We start from the raw sequence: 16,240 nt of genomic DNA on the forward strand, positions 1-16,240 counted from the left end.
TTGCACCATGAATCGATCCCACCCGCGACTGACACGCTCGTTCTCCGAACCCGCCTTCCGGCGTTTGCATCACCGGGTGCCCCAGGCGCCGGCTGAAAACGAAGACGCCATCGACCTGCAGGTCCTGGCGCTGCCGGACGCGGTGGCCCAGGCCCGGACGCAGGAGCTGCTGGCCGAGCTCGAGCACGGGGACGCCTGTCTCAAAAAGCCGGTCAGCCGTGCGTTTCTGTTCGCGGCGGTCGAGCATCTACCCGGGATCTTCCAGCACACCTCTTCCCAGGCGGCCGAGAGCGTGATGCGGCACTGCCTGAAGTGGGCCGGCGCTTTGCCACGCGGCGACCAGTTGGCTTTGCTGGACCGTTTGCGCCGTGCCTGTCCCCCCGCCATCGAAGCGGAATTGCAGGACATGTTCCTGCGCCTGCTGGGCGTCGACAGGGTCCGCTTGACCATGTTCACGGGGCCGTTCCCGAGAGCGTTCAAGCCCGCGGACTGGCCACTGGACCACGCCGGCTCGGCGTCCACGGAGGTGTTCCCGTTTTTCGCGCTGCCAGAGGAATTGCGCCGAACCATCCTTCATTGGGTCATCCCCGAGCCGGGCCAGGCGCACTTCCTGCCGTCGGTGCGGGCGCACGCGGCGACGCTGATGCCGGTGTGCCAGACGTTCCAGCACGAACTCGCCCCACGGGTGGACCTGGCGCACCGGTGGCCGTGGACCCGCGTCGATCGCCTGCCGGCTTCGGCGCAGGAGGCCATTGAGGGCTTCCAGCGGCTGTGCATCGGTACCTGTGGCCGTCTGCGGGAGCGCCCGCTCAACCAATTCACGCGGAAAGAACAGGTGCAGTTGTCCGCAGAGATGACGCATCTGGCGCAGCACCTGAAGCAATTGGCCTGTGTGATTGGTCTGACGTCGTCCGATGTCGGTGAGGTATCCACGGCGATGGCGTCGCTGTTTGCTGCTGCCAGACAACTGGACTGGTTGTGGCTGGATTTCGGTCAGGGGATGGTGGCCGACGTGCTGGGCCAGGTCCTGTGCCTGGCTTACGAGGGCCGGGAGTCGGCGCACGACTTCCAGGCGGTGCTCCAGGCCTGGCGGGCTGGCGCCGAAGAAAGTATTCCTTGCCTTGACATCGAGCTTCATCTCGGCGCCTACGCGCCAGCACACTGCCTATCGCTTGTGAGCGCGGCCAAGCCCAAACCGTGGAGCCAGAGCCCCGCCCGCAAGTACCAGCTGGAATTCCACAAGCTGTCGGACGGTCAGCGGTGGCGAGACCTTCAATGCCTGAGGGCGCGCCTTTCCTCCTTCAATGGGAGCCTGTCGACGCTTTGGCTCATCGCCGCCACGCACCAGGCGTCCGTGACCGAACACGGCTGCCTCGTCGCATCGGAAAAATGGTGGAACTTCGCCGCGGCTGCCCTGCGCGGGTTCCTGGTCGAACTGGACACGTACTGGCCCCACGACGCAGGCCTGCCGGTGCTCACCCTCTTCCGTCGCCTGCCCGGCGATCTGCTGCGCTGGACCTTCCAGACCCTGGATGTCGAGGTGCGTGAGTCCTTGCTGCTCCGGCCCCTCGCCTTTGACGAGAAAGGGGACTGCCTGCAGTGGGCGCTGCTGTGCGACTTTTGCCTCGATCCCAGCATCCCTGAGGCAAGGCGCGCCAATGGCCTGGGCCTCTGGCAGAGGCTCTACCCGGCGCTGGCGAAGCCGATGCAGGCGGCGGCATCGCAATGGGAGACGCTGTCCGGCCCCCCCTTGCACGCCTGGCCGGCGCCTGGCACCGGCGACAGCCCGGGATTTCAACAGGCCCTGGCCGATCTGGACGCTGACCTGACCCATGCGGGTGCGGTGGGGCCGAAGACCCTGCGCAAGCGCTTGATGGCCTTGATGCGTCAGGCGGGCGGGCCCGAAGACTTCGCGGCGGCGCTCGGGCTGGCGGGGCGGCAGGGCGTGTTCCACCTGGACTTCCTGTTCTGGGTGCTGGACCGCCTTCCGCGGGTCTGCCGCGACAGCCCCTGGATGCTTGCTGATCTGGTCTGGGATCCGCTCAGCTCGGCCAGCGCCCATCTGACGGACGACGGCCAGCAGGCGTGCCTGGATCGATTGGTCCTGGCGTGCGAGGTGTTCCCTGCCCCCGTCGCCGCGCAGATGTTGTCGGCCCTCACCGTCAAGCTGTATGGACGCGGGCAGGAGGTGCCCGACGCGATCCGCGCGTGCCTGCCAGCGCTGTGCAAGCAATGCCTGGACCAGTACCGCGGCGTGGTTGGCGATCAGGTGCCGGTGAAGGAGGCCTGGGTCTCACTGGCGGCGTGGCGGCAACAGCTGCAGGCGGCGGGCGCTCCGGCGGAGGTGCTCGAAGGCATCGGGTACTGACTGGCACAGCGGGCCCGCCAGGTTTACGGGCGGGTGCTGTCCCGCAACAGCGCCCGCTCAGCCCACCTCCAGGTTGTCGATCAGGCGCGTCTTGCCCAGCCGCGCCGCGCCCAGCACCACCAGCGCATCGCCGGCTTTGGGCGGCTGCAGGTCCTCGCGGCGGCGAACGGTCAGGTAGTCGGGCTGCCAGCCGCGCGCGGCCAGGGCCTGCATCGCACGCTGTTCCAGGCCGGGCAACTGGCGCTCCAGTCCATCGGCCGCGGCCAGCGCGTCGCGCGCCAGGCCACGCAGCGCCAGCGAGAGCTGCACCGCCTCGGCGCGCTCGGCCTCGCTCAGGTACATGTTGCGCGAGCTCAGCGCCAGGCCGTCGGGGGCGCGTTCGGTCGGGGCGCCCACGATGTCTACCGGCAGGGCGAACTGCTTCACCATGCGCCGCATGATGAGCTGCTGCTGGTAGTCCTTGAGCCCGAACATCGCGGTGCGGCGGCCCTTGGCCTCGCTGAACACGCATTGGAAGAGCTTCATCACCACGGTGCACACGCCGGTGAAGAAACCGGGGCGGAAGTGCCCTTCGAGGATGTCGGCGAGCTCGGCGGGCGGATGCACCTTGAAGCCCTGCGGCTCGGGGTACATCTCGCGCTCGCTGGGCGCGAAGACCACGTCGCAGCCCGCGCCGCGCAGCTTCTCGCAGTCGGCCTCCAGCGTGCGCGGGTAGGTGTCGAAGTCCTCGTGCGGCGCGAACTGCAAACGGTTGACGAAGATGCTGGCCACGGTCACGTCGCCCAGTGGCTTGGCGGTCCTGACGAGGGCCAGGTGGCCCGCGTGCAGGTTGCCCATGGTGGCCACCAGGGCGGGGGAGTCGTGGGGGCGCAGCGCGTCGCGCAGGTCGGCGATGGTGTGAACGAGTTTCATGAAAGCGATCGAGGAAGGCCGGGTGGGCGTGGAGCCCGATGGAATTATCTCCCTGGCGTCATGGGCGGCCGGTGGCGTGGCGCAGCACCTCGCCGAGCGAGCGGGCGTCGGGGGCGTACCACGCCATCGCGGCGCCGCACAGCAGCAGGAACACCGCGGTCAGCGCGAAGGGCAGGGCCGTGCGCCGCACGGCGGTTTCGATCCAGTGGCGCGTCGACAGGCCGCGCAGCCGGCGGTACAGCGTGGCAGCCAGCACGCCATCGAGCAGCAACTCGGCCAGCAGTGCGGGCGCCGTGTAGACGACGTAGAACGAAGACAGGGCCAGGCCGATGGCCAGCGCGATCACCACCAGCGGCAGGGCGAATTCGTCGGCGTCCCCGACATCGAAGCCGCTGCTGGAGCCGCCCGAGGCGATGGGGCCGGGGGGCGCGGAGGCCGGCGCGTCGAATCCGGCCGATGCGCCCGCGCCCCCGAAGTCGCCGCCGCCACCGGACACGGGTTCGTGCGGGCCCGACGAAGCGGCGCCACGCGAAGCGCCTGCGCCGCCATCGCCCGAGCCGGCCGGCGCGTCAGCGAGCCAGTCCTCGGCCCGCGTGCGCAGCCACAGCCAAAGCAGGGCGAGAAAGACCAGATAGGCCAGGGCCAGCGCCAGGGGGTAACGCAGCCACATGGCGGACAAGCCCGCCTGCAACAGCAGGAACGACGCCAGCAGCCCCGCGGCGCCCGTCAGCGCGACCAGCAGGCCCATCTGCAGGCGCGGCCAGGCGTCGGCCTCCAGCCGCCGCTGCAGGCGCAGCAGCAGCAGCGAGCGGGTCAGGGCCGCATCGCGCGGGCGCGTGGGCCGCATGGGCGCCTCACCAGGCGTGGACCGCGTCGTCGGGGAAGCTGCCGTCCTTGACGGCGCGCACATAGTTCGCCATGGCGTCGCGCACCGAGCCCGCGCCGTCCATGAAGTTGCGCACGAACTTCGGGTTCTTGCCCAGGTTCACGCCCAGCATGTCGTGCATCACCAGCACCTGGCCGGCCGTGCCCTTGCCCGCGCCGATGCCGATGGTGTGGCAGCGCGGCAGTTGCTGCGTGATCTCGGTCGCCAGCGTGGCGGGCACCATCTCCAGCACCAGCATGGTGGCGCCAGCGTCCTGCAGTTCGAGCGCATGGCGCTTGAGCGCGAGCGCGGCCTGGTCGTCGCGGCCCTGCACGCGGTAGCCGCCGAGCGCGTGCACGGTCTGCGGCGTGAGGCCCAGGTGCGCGCAGACCGGAATGCCGCGTTCGACGAGGAATCGCACGGTGTCGGCCGTCCAGCCGCCGCCTTCGAGCTTGATCATGTGCGCGCCCGCATGCACCAGTTGCGCCGCGCTGCGCATGGCCTGTTCTTTCGACTCGTGGTACGCGCCGAAGGGCAGGTCACCCAGCAGCCAGGCCGTGCCCTGCACGCGGCGCAGGCCGCGCGCCACGCTTTCCACGTGGTAGGCCATGGTCTCGAGCGTGACGCCCGCGGTGCTGGCCAGGCCTTGACACACCATGCCGAGCGAGTCGCCGACCAGGATGCATTCGACGCCGGCCGCGTCCGCCACCGCCGCGAAGGTGGCGTCGTAGGCGGTCAGCATGGTGATCTTTTCGCCGCGCTCGCGCAGCTCGTTCAGGCGCGGCAGGCTGACGGGTTTGCGGGCGGGCAGGGGAGAGGCCGCCGGCAGCGTGCCGTAAGGTGTGGCGGGGGTGGGGTTGCTCATGTCGTGGTCCGGCGCGGGCCGGGCGGTGAACGAGAATGCGGGGGACTATAGTGCATTGCACCATGCGGGTGCACACCCGGCCGATGGCCCTTTCCCCACGATGAAACACCTCAGCGAATACACCTCCGCCGACATCGCCGCGCTGGCCGCGCAGGACGTCGCGCGGGCCCTGGCCGAAGACGTGGCCACCGGCGATCTCACCGCCGCGCTGGTCGATGCGGCACGCCCCGCGCGGGCCCGCGTGCTCGCGCGCGAGAGCGCCGTGCTCTGCGGCGCGCCCTGGGTGGAAGCCGCCGTGCGCGCGCTCGATCCGCAGGCGGTGATCACCTGGCATGTGGCCGAAGGCGCGCGTTGCGAACCCGACCAGACCGTGCTCACCATCGAAGGCCGCGCGCAGCCGCTGCTGACGGCCGAGCGCACGGCGCTGAACTTCCTGCAACTGCTCTCGGCCGTGGCGACGCAGACGGCCACCTACGTGGCCGCCGTGGCCGGTACGCGCGCGGCCATCGTGGACACCCGCAAGACCCTGCCGGGCCTGCGTCTGGCGCAGAAGCACGCGGTCACGGTGGGCGGTGGCGTGAACCACCGCATCGGCCTGTTCGACGCGGTGCTGATCAAGGAGAACCACATCGCCGCCGCGGGCGGCGTGGCCCAGGTGCTGCAGCGCGTGCGCGACACCGCGCCGGCCGCGCGCTTCGTCGAGATCGAGGTCGAGACGCTGGAGCAGCTCGACGAGGCGCTGAGCCACGGCGCCACCATGGTGCTGCTGGACAACATGGACCTGCCCACGCTGCGCGAGGCCGTGCGCCGAAACGCCGGCCGCGCCATCCTCGAGATCTCGGGCGGCGTGAACCTCTCCACCGTGCGGGCGCTTGCAGAAACAGGTGTCGACCGCATCTCCATCGGGGCCCTGACGAAGGACGTCAAGGCGATCGACTTTTCCATGCGCTTCGAGGCGCTGTGAGGAGGACTGGCATGAGCAACGAAGCCATCATCGACGTCGAGTACGAACAACCCGCCTGCCCCACGCAGCACGCCTGGGCGCGCGTGCCGGTGGAGCCCGGGCCGAAGCAGCGCGCCGAGCTGAAGGCGCGCATCAAGGCGCTGCTGAAAGAGCGCAACGCGGTCATGGTGTCGCACTACTACGTGCACCCCGACCTGCAGGACCTGGCCATCGAGACCGGCGGCATCGTGAGCGATTCGCTGGAGATGGCGCGCTTCGGGCGCGACCACCCGGCGACCACGCTGGTGGTCTCTGGCGTGCGCTTCATGGGCGAGACGGCGAAGATCCTGAGCCCCGAGAAGACGGTGCTGATGCCCGACCTCGACGCCAACTGCTCGCTCGACCTGGGCTGCCCCATCGATCAGTTCAGCGCCTTCTGCGACGCGCACCCCGACCGCACGGTGGTCGTCTACGCCAACACCAGTGCGGCCGTGAAGGCGCGCTCCGACTGGCTGGTCACCAGCAGCTGCGCGCTCGACATCGTGCGTGCGCTGAAAGACAAAGGCCACAAGATCCTGTGGGCGCCCGACAAGCACCTGGGTGGCTACATCCAGCGCGAGACCGGCGCCGACATGCTGATGTGGAACGGCTCGTGCATCGTGCACGACGAGTTCAAGGCCTTCGAGCTGGAGGCGCTGAAGAAGGAGCACCCCAAGGCCAGGGTGCTGGTGCACCCGGAAAGCCCGGCGGACGTGGTGGCGCTGGCCGACGCGGTGGGCTCGACCTCGGCCATTCTCAAGGCCGCCAAGGAGTTCGACGCGAGCGAGTTCATCGTCGCCACCGACAAAGGCATGATGCACATGCTGCGCCAGCAGAACCCCGGCAAGGTGTTCATCGAGGCACCGACGGCCGGCAACAGCGCCACCTGCAAGAGCTGCGCGCACTGCCCCTGGATGGCCATGAACGGCCTGGCCGGCGTGGCCCAGGTGCTGGAGAAGGGGCTCAACCAGATCCACGTGGACCCGGCGCTGATCCCGCGCGCGCGCCAGCCGATCGACCGCATGCTGGCCTTCACGGCCGCGCACAAGGCAGGGCAGGACGCCGGCGCGCTGGTGCCGAACATCGGCGCGGCCTGAGCGTCGCGCGCTGCCTGTGCGCAGCGTAAGAAGTCCGTGAGGCGGAGCGGGTTGCAGAAGGGGCAGAGGGCGTTACCCACTGCCCATGAGCAACGGGCAAGACCTCCATCACGACGAAGACCGTGCAGCCACATCGCCGCTGCACACCGCGATACGGCAGCACCTGTCGCGGCCCGGTGCCACCAACCTGGGCTTCCTGCAGGTGCTGGCCGAGTTGTGCGAGGTCACCGGCTGGGTGCCACCCGACGTGTCGGCCCTCGGGCCGTTCGATCCGGTGTCGTTCGAGGCGGCTGTCGCGGGGGTCGGCATGTGCCTGTCCTGCGTGCCGGGGGGCGGTGGCGGCGTGTACCTGGCCTGCCTGTTCGGGCAGTTGCCCGAGCGGGCCGCGTTGCAGGCGGCGACGCGCCTGCTCGAACTCAACCTGTTCCTCCACACCCACGGCCGGTCGGCCTTCTGCATCGATTCACAGTCCGGGGACGTGGTCTGCGGGTGCCGCTTCGATGAGGGCAGCTTGTCCGCTGCCTCGCTGTTCGATGGCATGCGACTGATGAGCGAGCAGGCCCTGCGGTGGCGCGAAGGGTGGTTTCTGGACCCGGCCCCGGCCTGCGATCCGCTGGCGCGATCGGTGTACGCCTGAGGGCGCGCGAGCCGGTCCCATGAAGCTGTCATCACGCGCCAGGAGCAGCGCATCCTCGTCCGGCAAGGCCTCGTTGAACAGCAGTTGGGTGGGAGACGATTCGGTCGGCCTTGGCGACTCGTCCCGATCGCGCCCGTGGGCCGAGCGGGTGCCCAGGCCCGGCTTCCTGCGGAAGGAGTCCGCTCTGCAGGCCTCGATCAGGCACCACAACCTGATGGCCGTCGCCACGGTGCTCGGCCCGCAGGCGATGGCGGTCGGGCTCGATGGCACGCCGATCGTCGACGACAAGCAGGTCCTGGCCTTGTGGTCGGTGCTCAAGAAGCGATCCCGCCTCGGCCACGCCGAGATCGTGGAGTCGCTCGTCGACGTGGCGCGGCAGTGCCTGATTCACGATTGCACGCCCCGTGAATTCGCCAAGCGCCTCAGGCACGCACCGGTTGACCCCGTGATGTCCTTGCACGAACCGAACGCGGACGACGTCACTGGCCAGGTGCGATGGGTCCTTCTCCTGGGCAGGCTGACGCTGGACAAGGTCGTGACGAGCCTGCCGCTGGCCGGTGCCGGTGGTGTGCCCCATCGCCAACTGCGGGAGAAGCAGGCCATGGTCGACCAACAGGCCGCCCGCCTCGTGGCCCTGGAGATGTGGTGCGAGATGGCGCGGGGCGACGCGCGCTTCGGGCAGGACGCGGACGCGGTCGACATCCTTGTCGATGCGGCGGCGCGCCATGCGAAGGACGACGTCGGCGGTGCGCTGGCCGCGTTCAGGGAACTCGTCCTGCTCTGCGAGGACCTGGGACCGCAGGACCTGCTGGAAGACACCAGGGCGGTCCTCCGGGAGGCCGAGGAGACGCTGGAGCGGGACGGGGCCGTGTTCGCGCAGTACCTCGAACCCGTTGCAGCCGCCCCCGCCGTCTCCATCGCCGATCGGATCGAGGCGCTGCTGAAGCGGCAGCCCGAGCGGCCGCTCAGCTATTGGACGTACTGCTGCGAGCACTGGATGCAGGCCAGGCAGCGCGCACTCGAAGACCAGCGGCGCAGAATTCAGAGCGCCCGGGATCACCTGACGGGCCAGTTGCACAAGCAGCGCCCATCCCGGCTCGTGGTCGGGCGAACCCTTCAGGTGCTCGAGGTGGCGCGCACCGTCAAGGAGCTGTCCGGGTACCTTGCCCGGTGCGACCGTGGGGCCGAGGCCGAGCGGACGCTGTTCCAGCTCAGGGCCTTGCTGGTGGACATGCGCACCAGCGAAAAGGCGGACAAGCGATTGGGTGGCGCGGCGCGCCCATGGATGCGCCGCCTGGTGGACGAGACCTGCCTGCCCAGGGGCCGGAACTGCCATGCCAAGGCCATGGCGCGCATCTGGGTCTCCCTGGGGCAGCACCTGGCGCTGCTGGATGAGCTGGTCAACGCGCTGGTGGCCAGCGAGCTGGCGCGGCTGGAGGCGGCGTTGGCGGAGGTGCTCGCCGAACGCCAGGCCCTCGCGTCGACGACCGGGCCGCTGCACCAACTGCGCGTGGCCCTGCTCGTGCGCGTGTGGGAGGCCTCGCTGCCACCGACCACCGTGCCCTATGCGTCCGACACCCGTGGGTTCTGGGGGACGGCGGCCTATTCGATGCTCCGGGACGGCGTGTGCACCTACGTTTCGCGCCTGGTCATGGACAGCATCGCCACGGCCATCCGGGACCTCGCCTGCGAGAGCGACAGCGTCCCCGACGAACTCGTCGACTGGCTGGCCTTCGCGTTCGGCGGTGGTTTGACGGTCTATTCCCTGTACCGGATGCACGCCATCCGCCGGGTGCCCGAGATCGAGCACCGGCAATCGACCTTCGCCGACGTGCTGAAGTGGTCGTCGGGCCTGCTGGTGGCGGTGCAGGCGGTGGGCGGGCTGGGCGTCACGGTCGCCCAGGGGGTGATGGGCGCCAGCGGTGTGTCCGCCGTGGCCTATCGCTTGTGGAGCGAGGCTGTGTGGTCCAGCGCCGTGATCGAAACCTCGCGATGGCTGCGCGAGGCCCTGCAAAGACCGCTCACCTTGCAGGCGCCGGGCATTCCCGGTCTCGGCCCGCGCATCAAGACCATCGAGCTGCGGCGCCTGGATGGCCAGATGATGCCGCCGGCGCACGCGATCGAGTTCCACTCGATACGGGACGGCGGCTACACGGCCGCGACGACGCTCTTGAGCGGCTCCCTGGGCCAGGTGGACCTGAAGACACTGGCGTTCGGCTTGTCGCGCATCGGCCTGGCCGTGGGCGAGGCCGCGGACGCGGCATGGCCAGAGATCGCGAAGCTGATCTTCGCGGCCCGCCACCCCGAGGAATACCGCGTGGTGGTGAAGGACATGGGCCCGACGTCGTGGAGCGACACCCTCGAGCAAATCGACACCCAGGCCGCGGCCCGCTCCGCGTTCGGTGGCTGGGTGAACTGGTGGGCCAACTTCACGGCGATGATGTACGAGCTGTACGCGGAATCACACACCGAGGCCATGCGCGTGCTGGCCTTCGTCGGTGGCTTCGTGCTTGGCGCGACGACGGCACCGCGCAGCCGCACCATCGACGACTACATGAACGCTTTCAAGGGGTATGTGGTGACGTCCGGCCTGATGCCGCGGCTGTACGGCGCCCTGGTGTCCGGCATACCGCCGCTGAAGCGCCAGCACGACGCGCACGAGCGGCAGAAGATCGAGCAGCGTTGCCTGGCCCTGGACCAGACGATCGGCCGGGCCGCGTACCAGACGGCGCAGCGGTTCCGCTGCTGGGTGGAGGCGCTGGCGAAGACCCTCGCCTCGGTGCCGGCCGATGCGCGGCCCGACTTCAACACCGTACTGCACCAGCAGTGGCGGGACGACGCCAATCCGCTGGCGCACCTGGACGAACCCGTCGACGTGAGAGACCTTCTGCAGGCGTGGCGCAAGGAGGTGAAAGGCGATTCCCGGCAAGCGGCGCATCGCCTGACGATTGGCGAGCTGCTGAAGACGGTGCCAGCCTCGCCGGTCATCGGCGACGCCGACATGCAGGCCCCGCAGGCGCTGGTGTAGCGGCCCGCGGCGCGGGCCCCGGCCTCAGCGCGCCGGCGGCACCAGGATCGTGGGCTTCGCTTCCGGCAGCATCGCCGGGTAGTCCCGGCTGAAATGCAGGCCGCGGCTTTCGCGGCGCAGCATCGCCGACATCACGATCAGGTCGGCCACCTGCACCAGGTTGCGCAGCTCCAGCAGGTCGCGCGTGACGTGAAAGCGCGCGTAGAACTCGTGGATCTCGCGCTGCAGCAGGGTGATGCGGTGCGCCGCACGCTCCAGGCGCTTGTCGGTGCGCACGATGCCGACGTAGTCCCACATGAAGCGGCGCAACTCGTCCCAGTTGTGCGAGATCACGACCATCTCGTCGGCGTCGGTCACGCGGCTGTCGTCCCACAGGGGCAGCGCGGGCGGCTCGTTGGCCTGCTGCGCGCGGATGGCGCCAGCGGCCGCCTGCGCGAAGACCATGCACTCCACCAGCGAGTTGCTGGCCAGCCGGTTGGCACCGTGCAGGCCGGTGCAGGTGGTCTCGCCCACGGCGTACAGGCCGGCGATTTCCGTGCGGCCCTGCAAGTCGGTGACCACGCCGCCGCAGGTGTAGTGCGCGGCCGGCACCACGGGGATGGGCTCCTTCGTGATGTCGATGCCCAGTTCGGCGCAGCGCGCCAGGATGTTGGGGAAGTGCTCGCGCAGGAACTCGGGGCTCTGGTGCGAGATGTCCAGGTGCACGCAGTCCAGGCCATGCTTCTTCATCTCGAAGTCGATGGCACGCGCCACCACGTCGCGCGGCGCGAGTTCGGCGCGCGGGTCGTGGTCGGGCATGAAGCGGTGGCCGCCCAGGTCGTCGCCCAGGTGCGGTGGCAACTTGAGCAGGCCGCCTTCGCCGCGCACGGCCTCGGTGATGAGGAAGCTCTTGGCCTGCGGGTGGTACAGGCAGGTGGGATGGAACTGGATGAACTCCATGTTCGCCACCTGGCAGCCCGCGCGCCAGGCGGCGGCGATGCCGTCGCCCGTGGCCGTGTCGGGGTTGGTGGTGTACAGGTACACCTTGCCCGCGCCACCCGTGGCCAGCACGGTGTGGCGGGCCGAGAAGGTGACCACCTCGTCTCGCACGGTGTCGAGCACATAGGCGCCGAAGCAGCGGCGTTCGCCGTCCGGGGAGCCGAGGTGACGCTCGGTGATCAGGTCCACCAGCATGTGGTGCTCGAACACCTGGATGCTGGGCGTGGCCTTCACGCGCTGCACCAGCGTGGCCTGCACGGCGGCGCCGGTGGCGTCGGCCGCGTGCACGATGCGCCGGTGGCTGTGGCCCCCTTCGCGGGTGAGGTGCAGCTCGCCGTCGGCGGTGGAGAAGGGCACACCCAACTCGCGCAGCCAGGCGATGGCGGCGGGTGCGTTCTCCACCGTGAACTCGGTGGCCTCGCGGTCGCTCAGGCCGGCGCCGGCCACCAGCGTGTCTTCCACGTGGGACGCATAGCTGTCGCCCTCGGCCAGCACGGCGGCGATGCCGCCCTGGGCCCAGTTGCTGGAGCCGTCCAGCAGCGCGCGCTTGGTGATGACGGCCACGCGGTGCGTGGCGCTCAGGTGCAGGGCAGTCGACAGCCCGGCCAGGCCACTGCCAATGACCAGGACGTCAAAGTGTTGGTTCATGTTGCTGGGGTGTAGGCTAGGCGCACGTAGATCGGTGCGAAGGCCTCGGCCTGGGTGAGCTCGATCAGGGTTTCCTTGGCGAGCTCGAGCATGGCGATGAAGGTGACGACCACCACCGGCACGCCCTTGCTGGTGTCGAACAGGTCGCCGAATTCGACGAACTGGCGGCCCTGCAGGTGGCGCAGCACGATGCTCATGTGCTCGCGCACGGAGAGCTCCTCGCGGCTGATCTTGTGGTGCTGCACCAGCTTGGCGCGTTTGAGGATGTCGCGCCAGGCGCTCTGCAGGTCGATCATCTCCACGTCGGGAAAGCGCGGTTGCAGCGCCTGCTCGACGTAGATCTGGGCGCGCAGGAAGTCGCGGCCGTACTGGGGCACTTCGGACAGGCGCTGCGCGGCCAGTTTCATCTGCTCGTATTCGAGCAGGCGGCGCACGAGTTCGGCGCGCGGGTCCTCGGCTTCCTCGCCCTCGGCCGTCTTCTTGGGCGGCAGCAGCATGCGCGATTTGATCTCGATCAGCATCGCCGCCATCAGCAGGTACTCGGCGGCCAGCTCGAGGTTGCTCGCGCGGATTTCCTCGACGTACTCGAGGTACTGTCGCGTGACGCCGGCCATGGGGATGTCGAGGATGTTGAAGTTCTGCTTGCGGATGAGGTAGAGCAGCAGGTCCAGCGGGCCCTCGAAGGCCTCGAGGAAGACCTGCAGCGCGTCGGGCGGGATGTACAGGTCCTGCGGCAGCTTGAACAGCGGCTCGCCATAGAGCCGCGCCAGCGCCACGTTGTCGATCACCGTGGGCAGCACCTCGTCAAGGCCCTGCGGGGCCTCGTCCAGAGAGGGTGCCGGTTCGGTCATCGCGCCCGGCTCACTGGAAATCGGAATTCGTCTGGTAGACGTAGGGCTTCTGCGGCACCTCGGCCGCCTCGGCCGCGGCCGAGAACTCTCGGTCGATGGTCTTGTCCCAGAGCAGGCCGCGGCCCTCGCGTTGCTTCGCTTCCAGTTCGGGCCGGGCGGCCTTGAGCTGGTCGATGAACTGGGTGACCTCGGAGCGGTAGTCGGGGCGGCGGAAGAAGGACATGGCGTGGGGGTGTCCGGTTCGGGAAAACCATCGATTTTACCGACGGGTCCGACCCGCCGTGCGGCGAGGCGAGACGAGGCCAGAAGCCCGGCGGTTACCGATCGCTACGCGGTCCCGGGTGCCTCGGCCTACACTGCCGGTCCACTCTGGAGACCCGCATGACCCGACCGAACACCCGCAGCGCCTGGTGGCGCCTGGGCCGCCTCATCACCGGCGTGCTGGCCGCCGTGGGGTTCGTGGGCGCCTGCGACCTGCAGAACATCGCCGAGCTGGAGCCCGGTGTGTCCACCGAGGCCGACGTGCGCGAGAAGTTCGGCCAGCCCGAGGCCGTGTGGGAGGGCGAGGAGGGCGCCCAGATCTACGAATACAACCGCCAGCCCGAAGGCGTGGTGAATTACATGATCACCATCGGTCCCGATGGGGTGCTGGTGAAGGTGTCGCAGGTGCTCACCGAAGAGAACTTCGCCAAGGTGCAGCCGGGCATGCCGCTGGAGCAGGTGCGCCGCCTGCTGGGCAAGCCCCGCAAGGTGCAGACGTTTGCTCTCAACGGCGAGACGCACCAGGACTGGCGCTTCCAGGCCAAGGGCCAGACCGAGCCGATGATCTTCAGCGTGGCCTTCGACAAGGACCTCCGGGTGATCAGGTCCGGGACGATGCCCGACCCGGACCTGCGGAAGAACTGAGCCGGTTCAGCGAACTCTCATGCCCGGCTGCGCGCCGGGCGAAGGCTCCAGCACGAAGATGCCGGGCTGGGCCTTCTCGTCGGCGTGGCTCGCCGCCAGCACCATGCCCTCGCTCAGGCCGAACTTCATCTTGCGCGGCGCCAGGTTGGCCACCAGCACGGTGAGCTTGCCCTTCAACTGCTCGGGCTGGTAGGCGCTGGCGATGCCGCTGAAGACATTGCGGGTCTTGCCCTCGCCCACGTCGAGCGTGAGGCGCAGCAGCTTGGTCGAGCCCTCGACGCGCTCGCAGTCCACGATCTTCGCGATGCGCAAATCGATCTTCGCGAAGTCGTCGATGGTGATGGTGTCGGCCAGGGCCTCGCCGCCGGGCAGGGGCGCGGCCTCCACCGGCGCGGCTGGAGGCTCGAACAGGGCTTCCAGCTGCTTCGGGTCCACGCGCTGCATCAGGTGCTGGTAGGCCTTGATGGCGTGCCCCGCACCCAGCAGGCCGCTGGCGTCGGCCCATTGCAGCGGCTTCACGTTCAGGAAGGACTCGACCTGTGCGGCCAGCGCGGGCAGCACGGGCTTGAGGTAGAGCGTGAGCAGGCGGAAGGCCTCGATGCAGGTGCTGCACACGTCGAGCAGGCGCGCCTCCTGGCCCTCCTGTTTGGCCAGCTCCCAGGGCTTGTTCTGGTCGACGTAGGCATTGACCTGGTCGGCCAGGGCCATCACCTCGCGCAGCGCCTTGCCGTACTCGCGCGTGTCGAACAGCGTGGCGATGGCAGGCGCCTTGGCCTGCAGCGCCCGCAGCAGCGCGGCACCATCGGCCGAGGCGGTACCCAGCTTGCCCTCGAAACGCTTGGCGATGAAGCCCGCCGCGCGGCTGGCGATGTTGATGAACTTGCCGATCAGGTCGCTGTTGACGCGCAGTTGGAAGTCGTCCTGGTTGAAGTCCAGGTCTTCGTTGCGCGGGGTGAGCTTGGCGGCCAGGTAGTAGCGCAGCCACTCGGGGTTCATGCCGAGGCTCAGGTACTTCAGCGGGTCCAGGCCGGTGCCGCGGCTCTTGCTCATCTTCTCGCCGTTGTTCACGGTGAGGAAGCCGTGCACGAACACGGCATTGGGTGTCTTGCGACCGCTGAAGTGCAGCATGGCCGGCCAGAACAGCGTGTGGAAGGAGATGATGTCCTTGCCGATGAAGTGGTACTGCTCGGTGGACGGATCGGCCATGAAGGCGTCGAAATCGACCTTCTGCTTGCCCAGCCAGTTCTTGAGCGAGGCCAGGTAGCCCACGGGCGCATCCAGCCACACGTAGAAGTACTTGCCTGGCGCGTCGGGGATTTCGATGCCGAAGTACGGCGCGTCACGCGAGATGTCCCAGTCGCCGAGCTTGGTCTGGCCCTTGTCGTCGGGTGCGATCCACTCGCTGATCTTGTTCAGCACCTCGGGCTGCACGGCGCCGCTGTTCGTCCACTGCTTGAGGAAGTCCAGGCAGCGCGGGTCGGAGAGCTTGAAGAAGAAGTGCTCGGAGTTTTTCAGCAGCGGCTTGGCGCCCGACAGCGCGGAATAGGGGTTGATGAGGTCCGTGGGGCTGTACACCTTGCCGCAGACCTCGCAGTTGTCGCCGTACTGGTCCTTGGCGTGGCAGTTGGGGCATTCGCCCTTGATGAAGCGGTCGGGCAGGAACATGTTCTTCTCGGGGTCGAAGAACTGTTCGATGGTGCGGGTCTCGATCAGGCCGGCGGCCTTGAGGTCCTTGTAGATGTGCTGCGCGAGCTCGTGGTTCTCCGGCGCGTCGGTGCTGTGCCAGTTGTCGAAACCGATGTGAAAGCCATCGAGGTAAGGCTTGCGGCCTGCGGCGATATCGGCCACGAACTGCTGCGGCGTTTTTCCCGCCTTGTCGGCCGCGATCATGATCGGCGCGCCGTGCGCGTCGTCGGCGCAGACGAAGTGCACCGTGTGCCCCTGCATGCGCTGGAAGCGCACCCAGATGTCGGCCTGGATGTATTCCATGATGTGGCCGATGTGGAAGTGGCCGTTGGCGTAGGGGAGGGCGGTGGTGACGAAGAGCTGACGGGGCATGACGGCACTCATGATGAAGCCGTGCATTTTATGAGGGGCAGGAAC

The 16,240-nt window shown here is 68.8% G+C and carries 13 protein-coding genes; 6 read left to right on the forward strand and 7 right to left on the reverse strand.

Translation table 11 applies throughout. The annotated features are described in order from the left end of the window. Positions 1-7 precede the first annotated feature (7 nt). A complete protein-coding gene (locus GTO19_RS17635; RefSeq protein ID WP_291020387.1) occupies positions 8-2,368 on the forward strand; it encodes a hypothetical protein in 2,361 nt (786 codons plus the stop codon). A gap of 57 nt (positions 2,369-2,425) precedes the next feature. Here the strand turns inward: GTO19_RS17635 and panC are convergent, their stop codons facing one another. The 3 genes from panC to panB are packed head-to-tail and all read right to left on the reverse strand — an operon-like array spanning position 2,426 to position 5,010. Further along, entirely contained in the window at positions 2,426-3,280 is an 855-nt protein-coding gene (gene panC, locus GTO19_RS17640) for a pantoate--beta-alanine ligase (protein ID WP_291020389.1), read from the reverse strand. A 58-nt stretch (positions 3,281-3,338) separates the two neighbouring features. Beyond that, positions 3,339-4,127 (reverse strand): hypothetical protein, encoded by a 789-nt coding sequence (locus GTO19_RS17645; protein WP_291020391.1) that lies wholly within the window; start codon positions 4,125-4,127, stop codon positions 3,339-3,341. Between the two features lie 7 nt (positions 4,128-4,134). After that, positions 4,135-5,010, reverse strand: a complete 876-nt coding sequence (panB, locus tag GTO19_RS17650; protein ID WP_291020393.1) for a 3-methyl-2-oxobutanoate hydroxymethyltransferase — start codon at positions 5,008-5,010, stop codon at positions 4,135-4,137. A gap of 100 nt (positions 5,011-5,110) precedes the next feature. Here panB and nadC point away from each other — a divergent pair, with 100 nt between their 5' ends. The 4 genes from nadC (at position 5,111) to GTO19_RS17670 (ending at position 10,754) form a co-directional block, all read left to right on the forward strand. Continuing rightward, positions 5,111-5,974: a carboxylating nicotinate-nucleotide diphosphorylase gene (gene nadC, locus GTO19_RS17655; protein ID WP_291020395.1), complete on the forward strand. Its 864-nt coding sequence runs from the start codon at positions 5,111-5,113 to the stop codon at positions 5,972-5,974. A gap of 11 nt (positions 5,975-5,985) precedes the next feature. After that, a complete protein-coding gene (gene nadA / locus GTO19_RS17660; RefSeq protein WP_291020397.1) occupies positions 5,986-7,089 on the forward strand; it encodes a quinolinate synthase NadA in 1,104 nt (367 codons plus the stop codon). 85 nt (positions 7,090-7,174) lie between these two features. Next, entirely contained in the window at positions 7,175-7,726 is a 552-nt protein-coding gene (locus tag GTO19_RS17665) for a CesT family type III secretion system chaperone (protein ID WP_291020399.1), read from the forward strand. Between the two features lie 19 nt (positions 7,727-7,745). Further along, positions 7,746-10,754 carry a hypothetical protein gene (locus tag GTO19_RS17670; RefSeq protein WP_291020401.1) on the forward strand — a complete coding sequence of 1,003 codons (3,009 nt, stop codon included), beginning with the start codon at positions 7,746-7,748 and terminating at the stop codon, positions 10,752-10,754. Positions 10,755-10,778: 24 nt separating this feature from the next. Here the strand turns inward: GTO19_RS17670 and nadB are convergent, their stop codons facing one another. The 3 genes from nadB to GTO19_RS17685 are packed head-to-tail and all read right to left on the reverse strand — an operon-like array spanning position 10,779 to position 13,454. Beyond that, positions 10,779-12,380, reverse strand: a complete 1,602-nt coding sequence (gene nadB, locus GTO19_RS17675) for an L-aspartate oxidase (RefSeq protein WP_291020403.1) — start codon at positions 12,378-12,380, stop codon at positions 10,779-10,781. Then, positions 12,377-13,231, reverse strand: coding sequence for a ScpA family protein (locus GTO19_RS17680; protein WP_291020405.1), 855 nt, complete (start codon positions 13,229-13,231; stop codon positions 12,377-12,379). The genes nadB and GTO19_RS17680 overlap by 4 nt, the downstream gene beginning before the upstream one ends. Before the next feature lie 10 nt (positions 13,232-13,241). Then, positions 13,242-13,454 (reverse strand): DUF3460 family protein, encoded by a 213-nt coding sequence (locus tag GTO19_RS17685; protein ID WP_291020407.1) that lies wholly within the window; start codon positions 13,452-13,454, stop codon positions 13,242-13,244. 158 nt (positions 13,455-13,612) lie between these two features. Between GTO19_RS17685 and bamE the strand changes: the two genes are divergently transcribed. Beyond that, a complete protein-coding gene (gene bamE / locus GTO19_RS17690; RefSeq protein ID WP_291020409.1) occupies positions 13,613-14,137 on the forward strand; it encodes an outer membrane protein assembly factor BamE in 525 nt (174 codons plus the stop codon). A 6-nt stretch (positions 14,138-14,143) separates the two neighbouring features. Here bamE and metG read toward each other — a convergent pair whose 3' ends face one another. Then, positions 14,144-16,195, reverse strand: a complete 2,052-nt coding sequence (metG, locus tag GTO19_RS17695; RefSeq protein ID WP_291020411.1) for a methionine--tRNA ligase — start codon at positions 16,193-16,195, stop codon at positions 14,144-14,146. Positions 16,196-16,240 lie beyond the last annotated feature (45 nt).

The organism is Hydrogenophaga sp. (assembly GCF_011772445.1).
Classification (GTDB): domain Bacteria; phylum Pseudomonadota; class Gammaproteobacteria; order Burkholderiales; family Burkholderiaceae_C; genus Hydrogenophaga.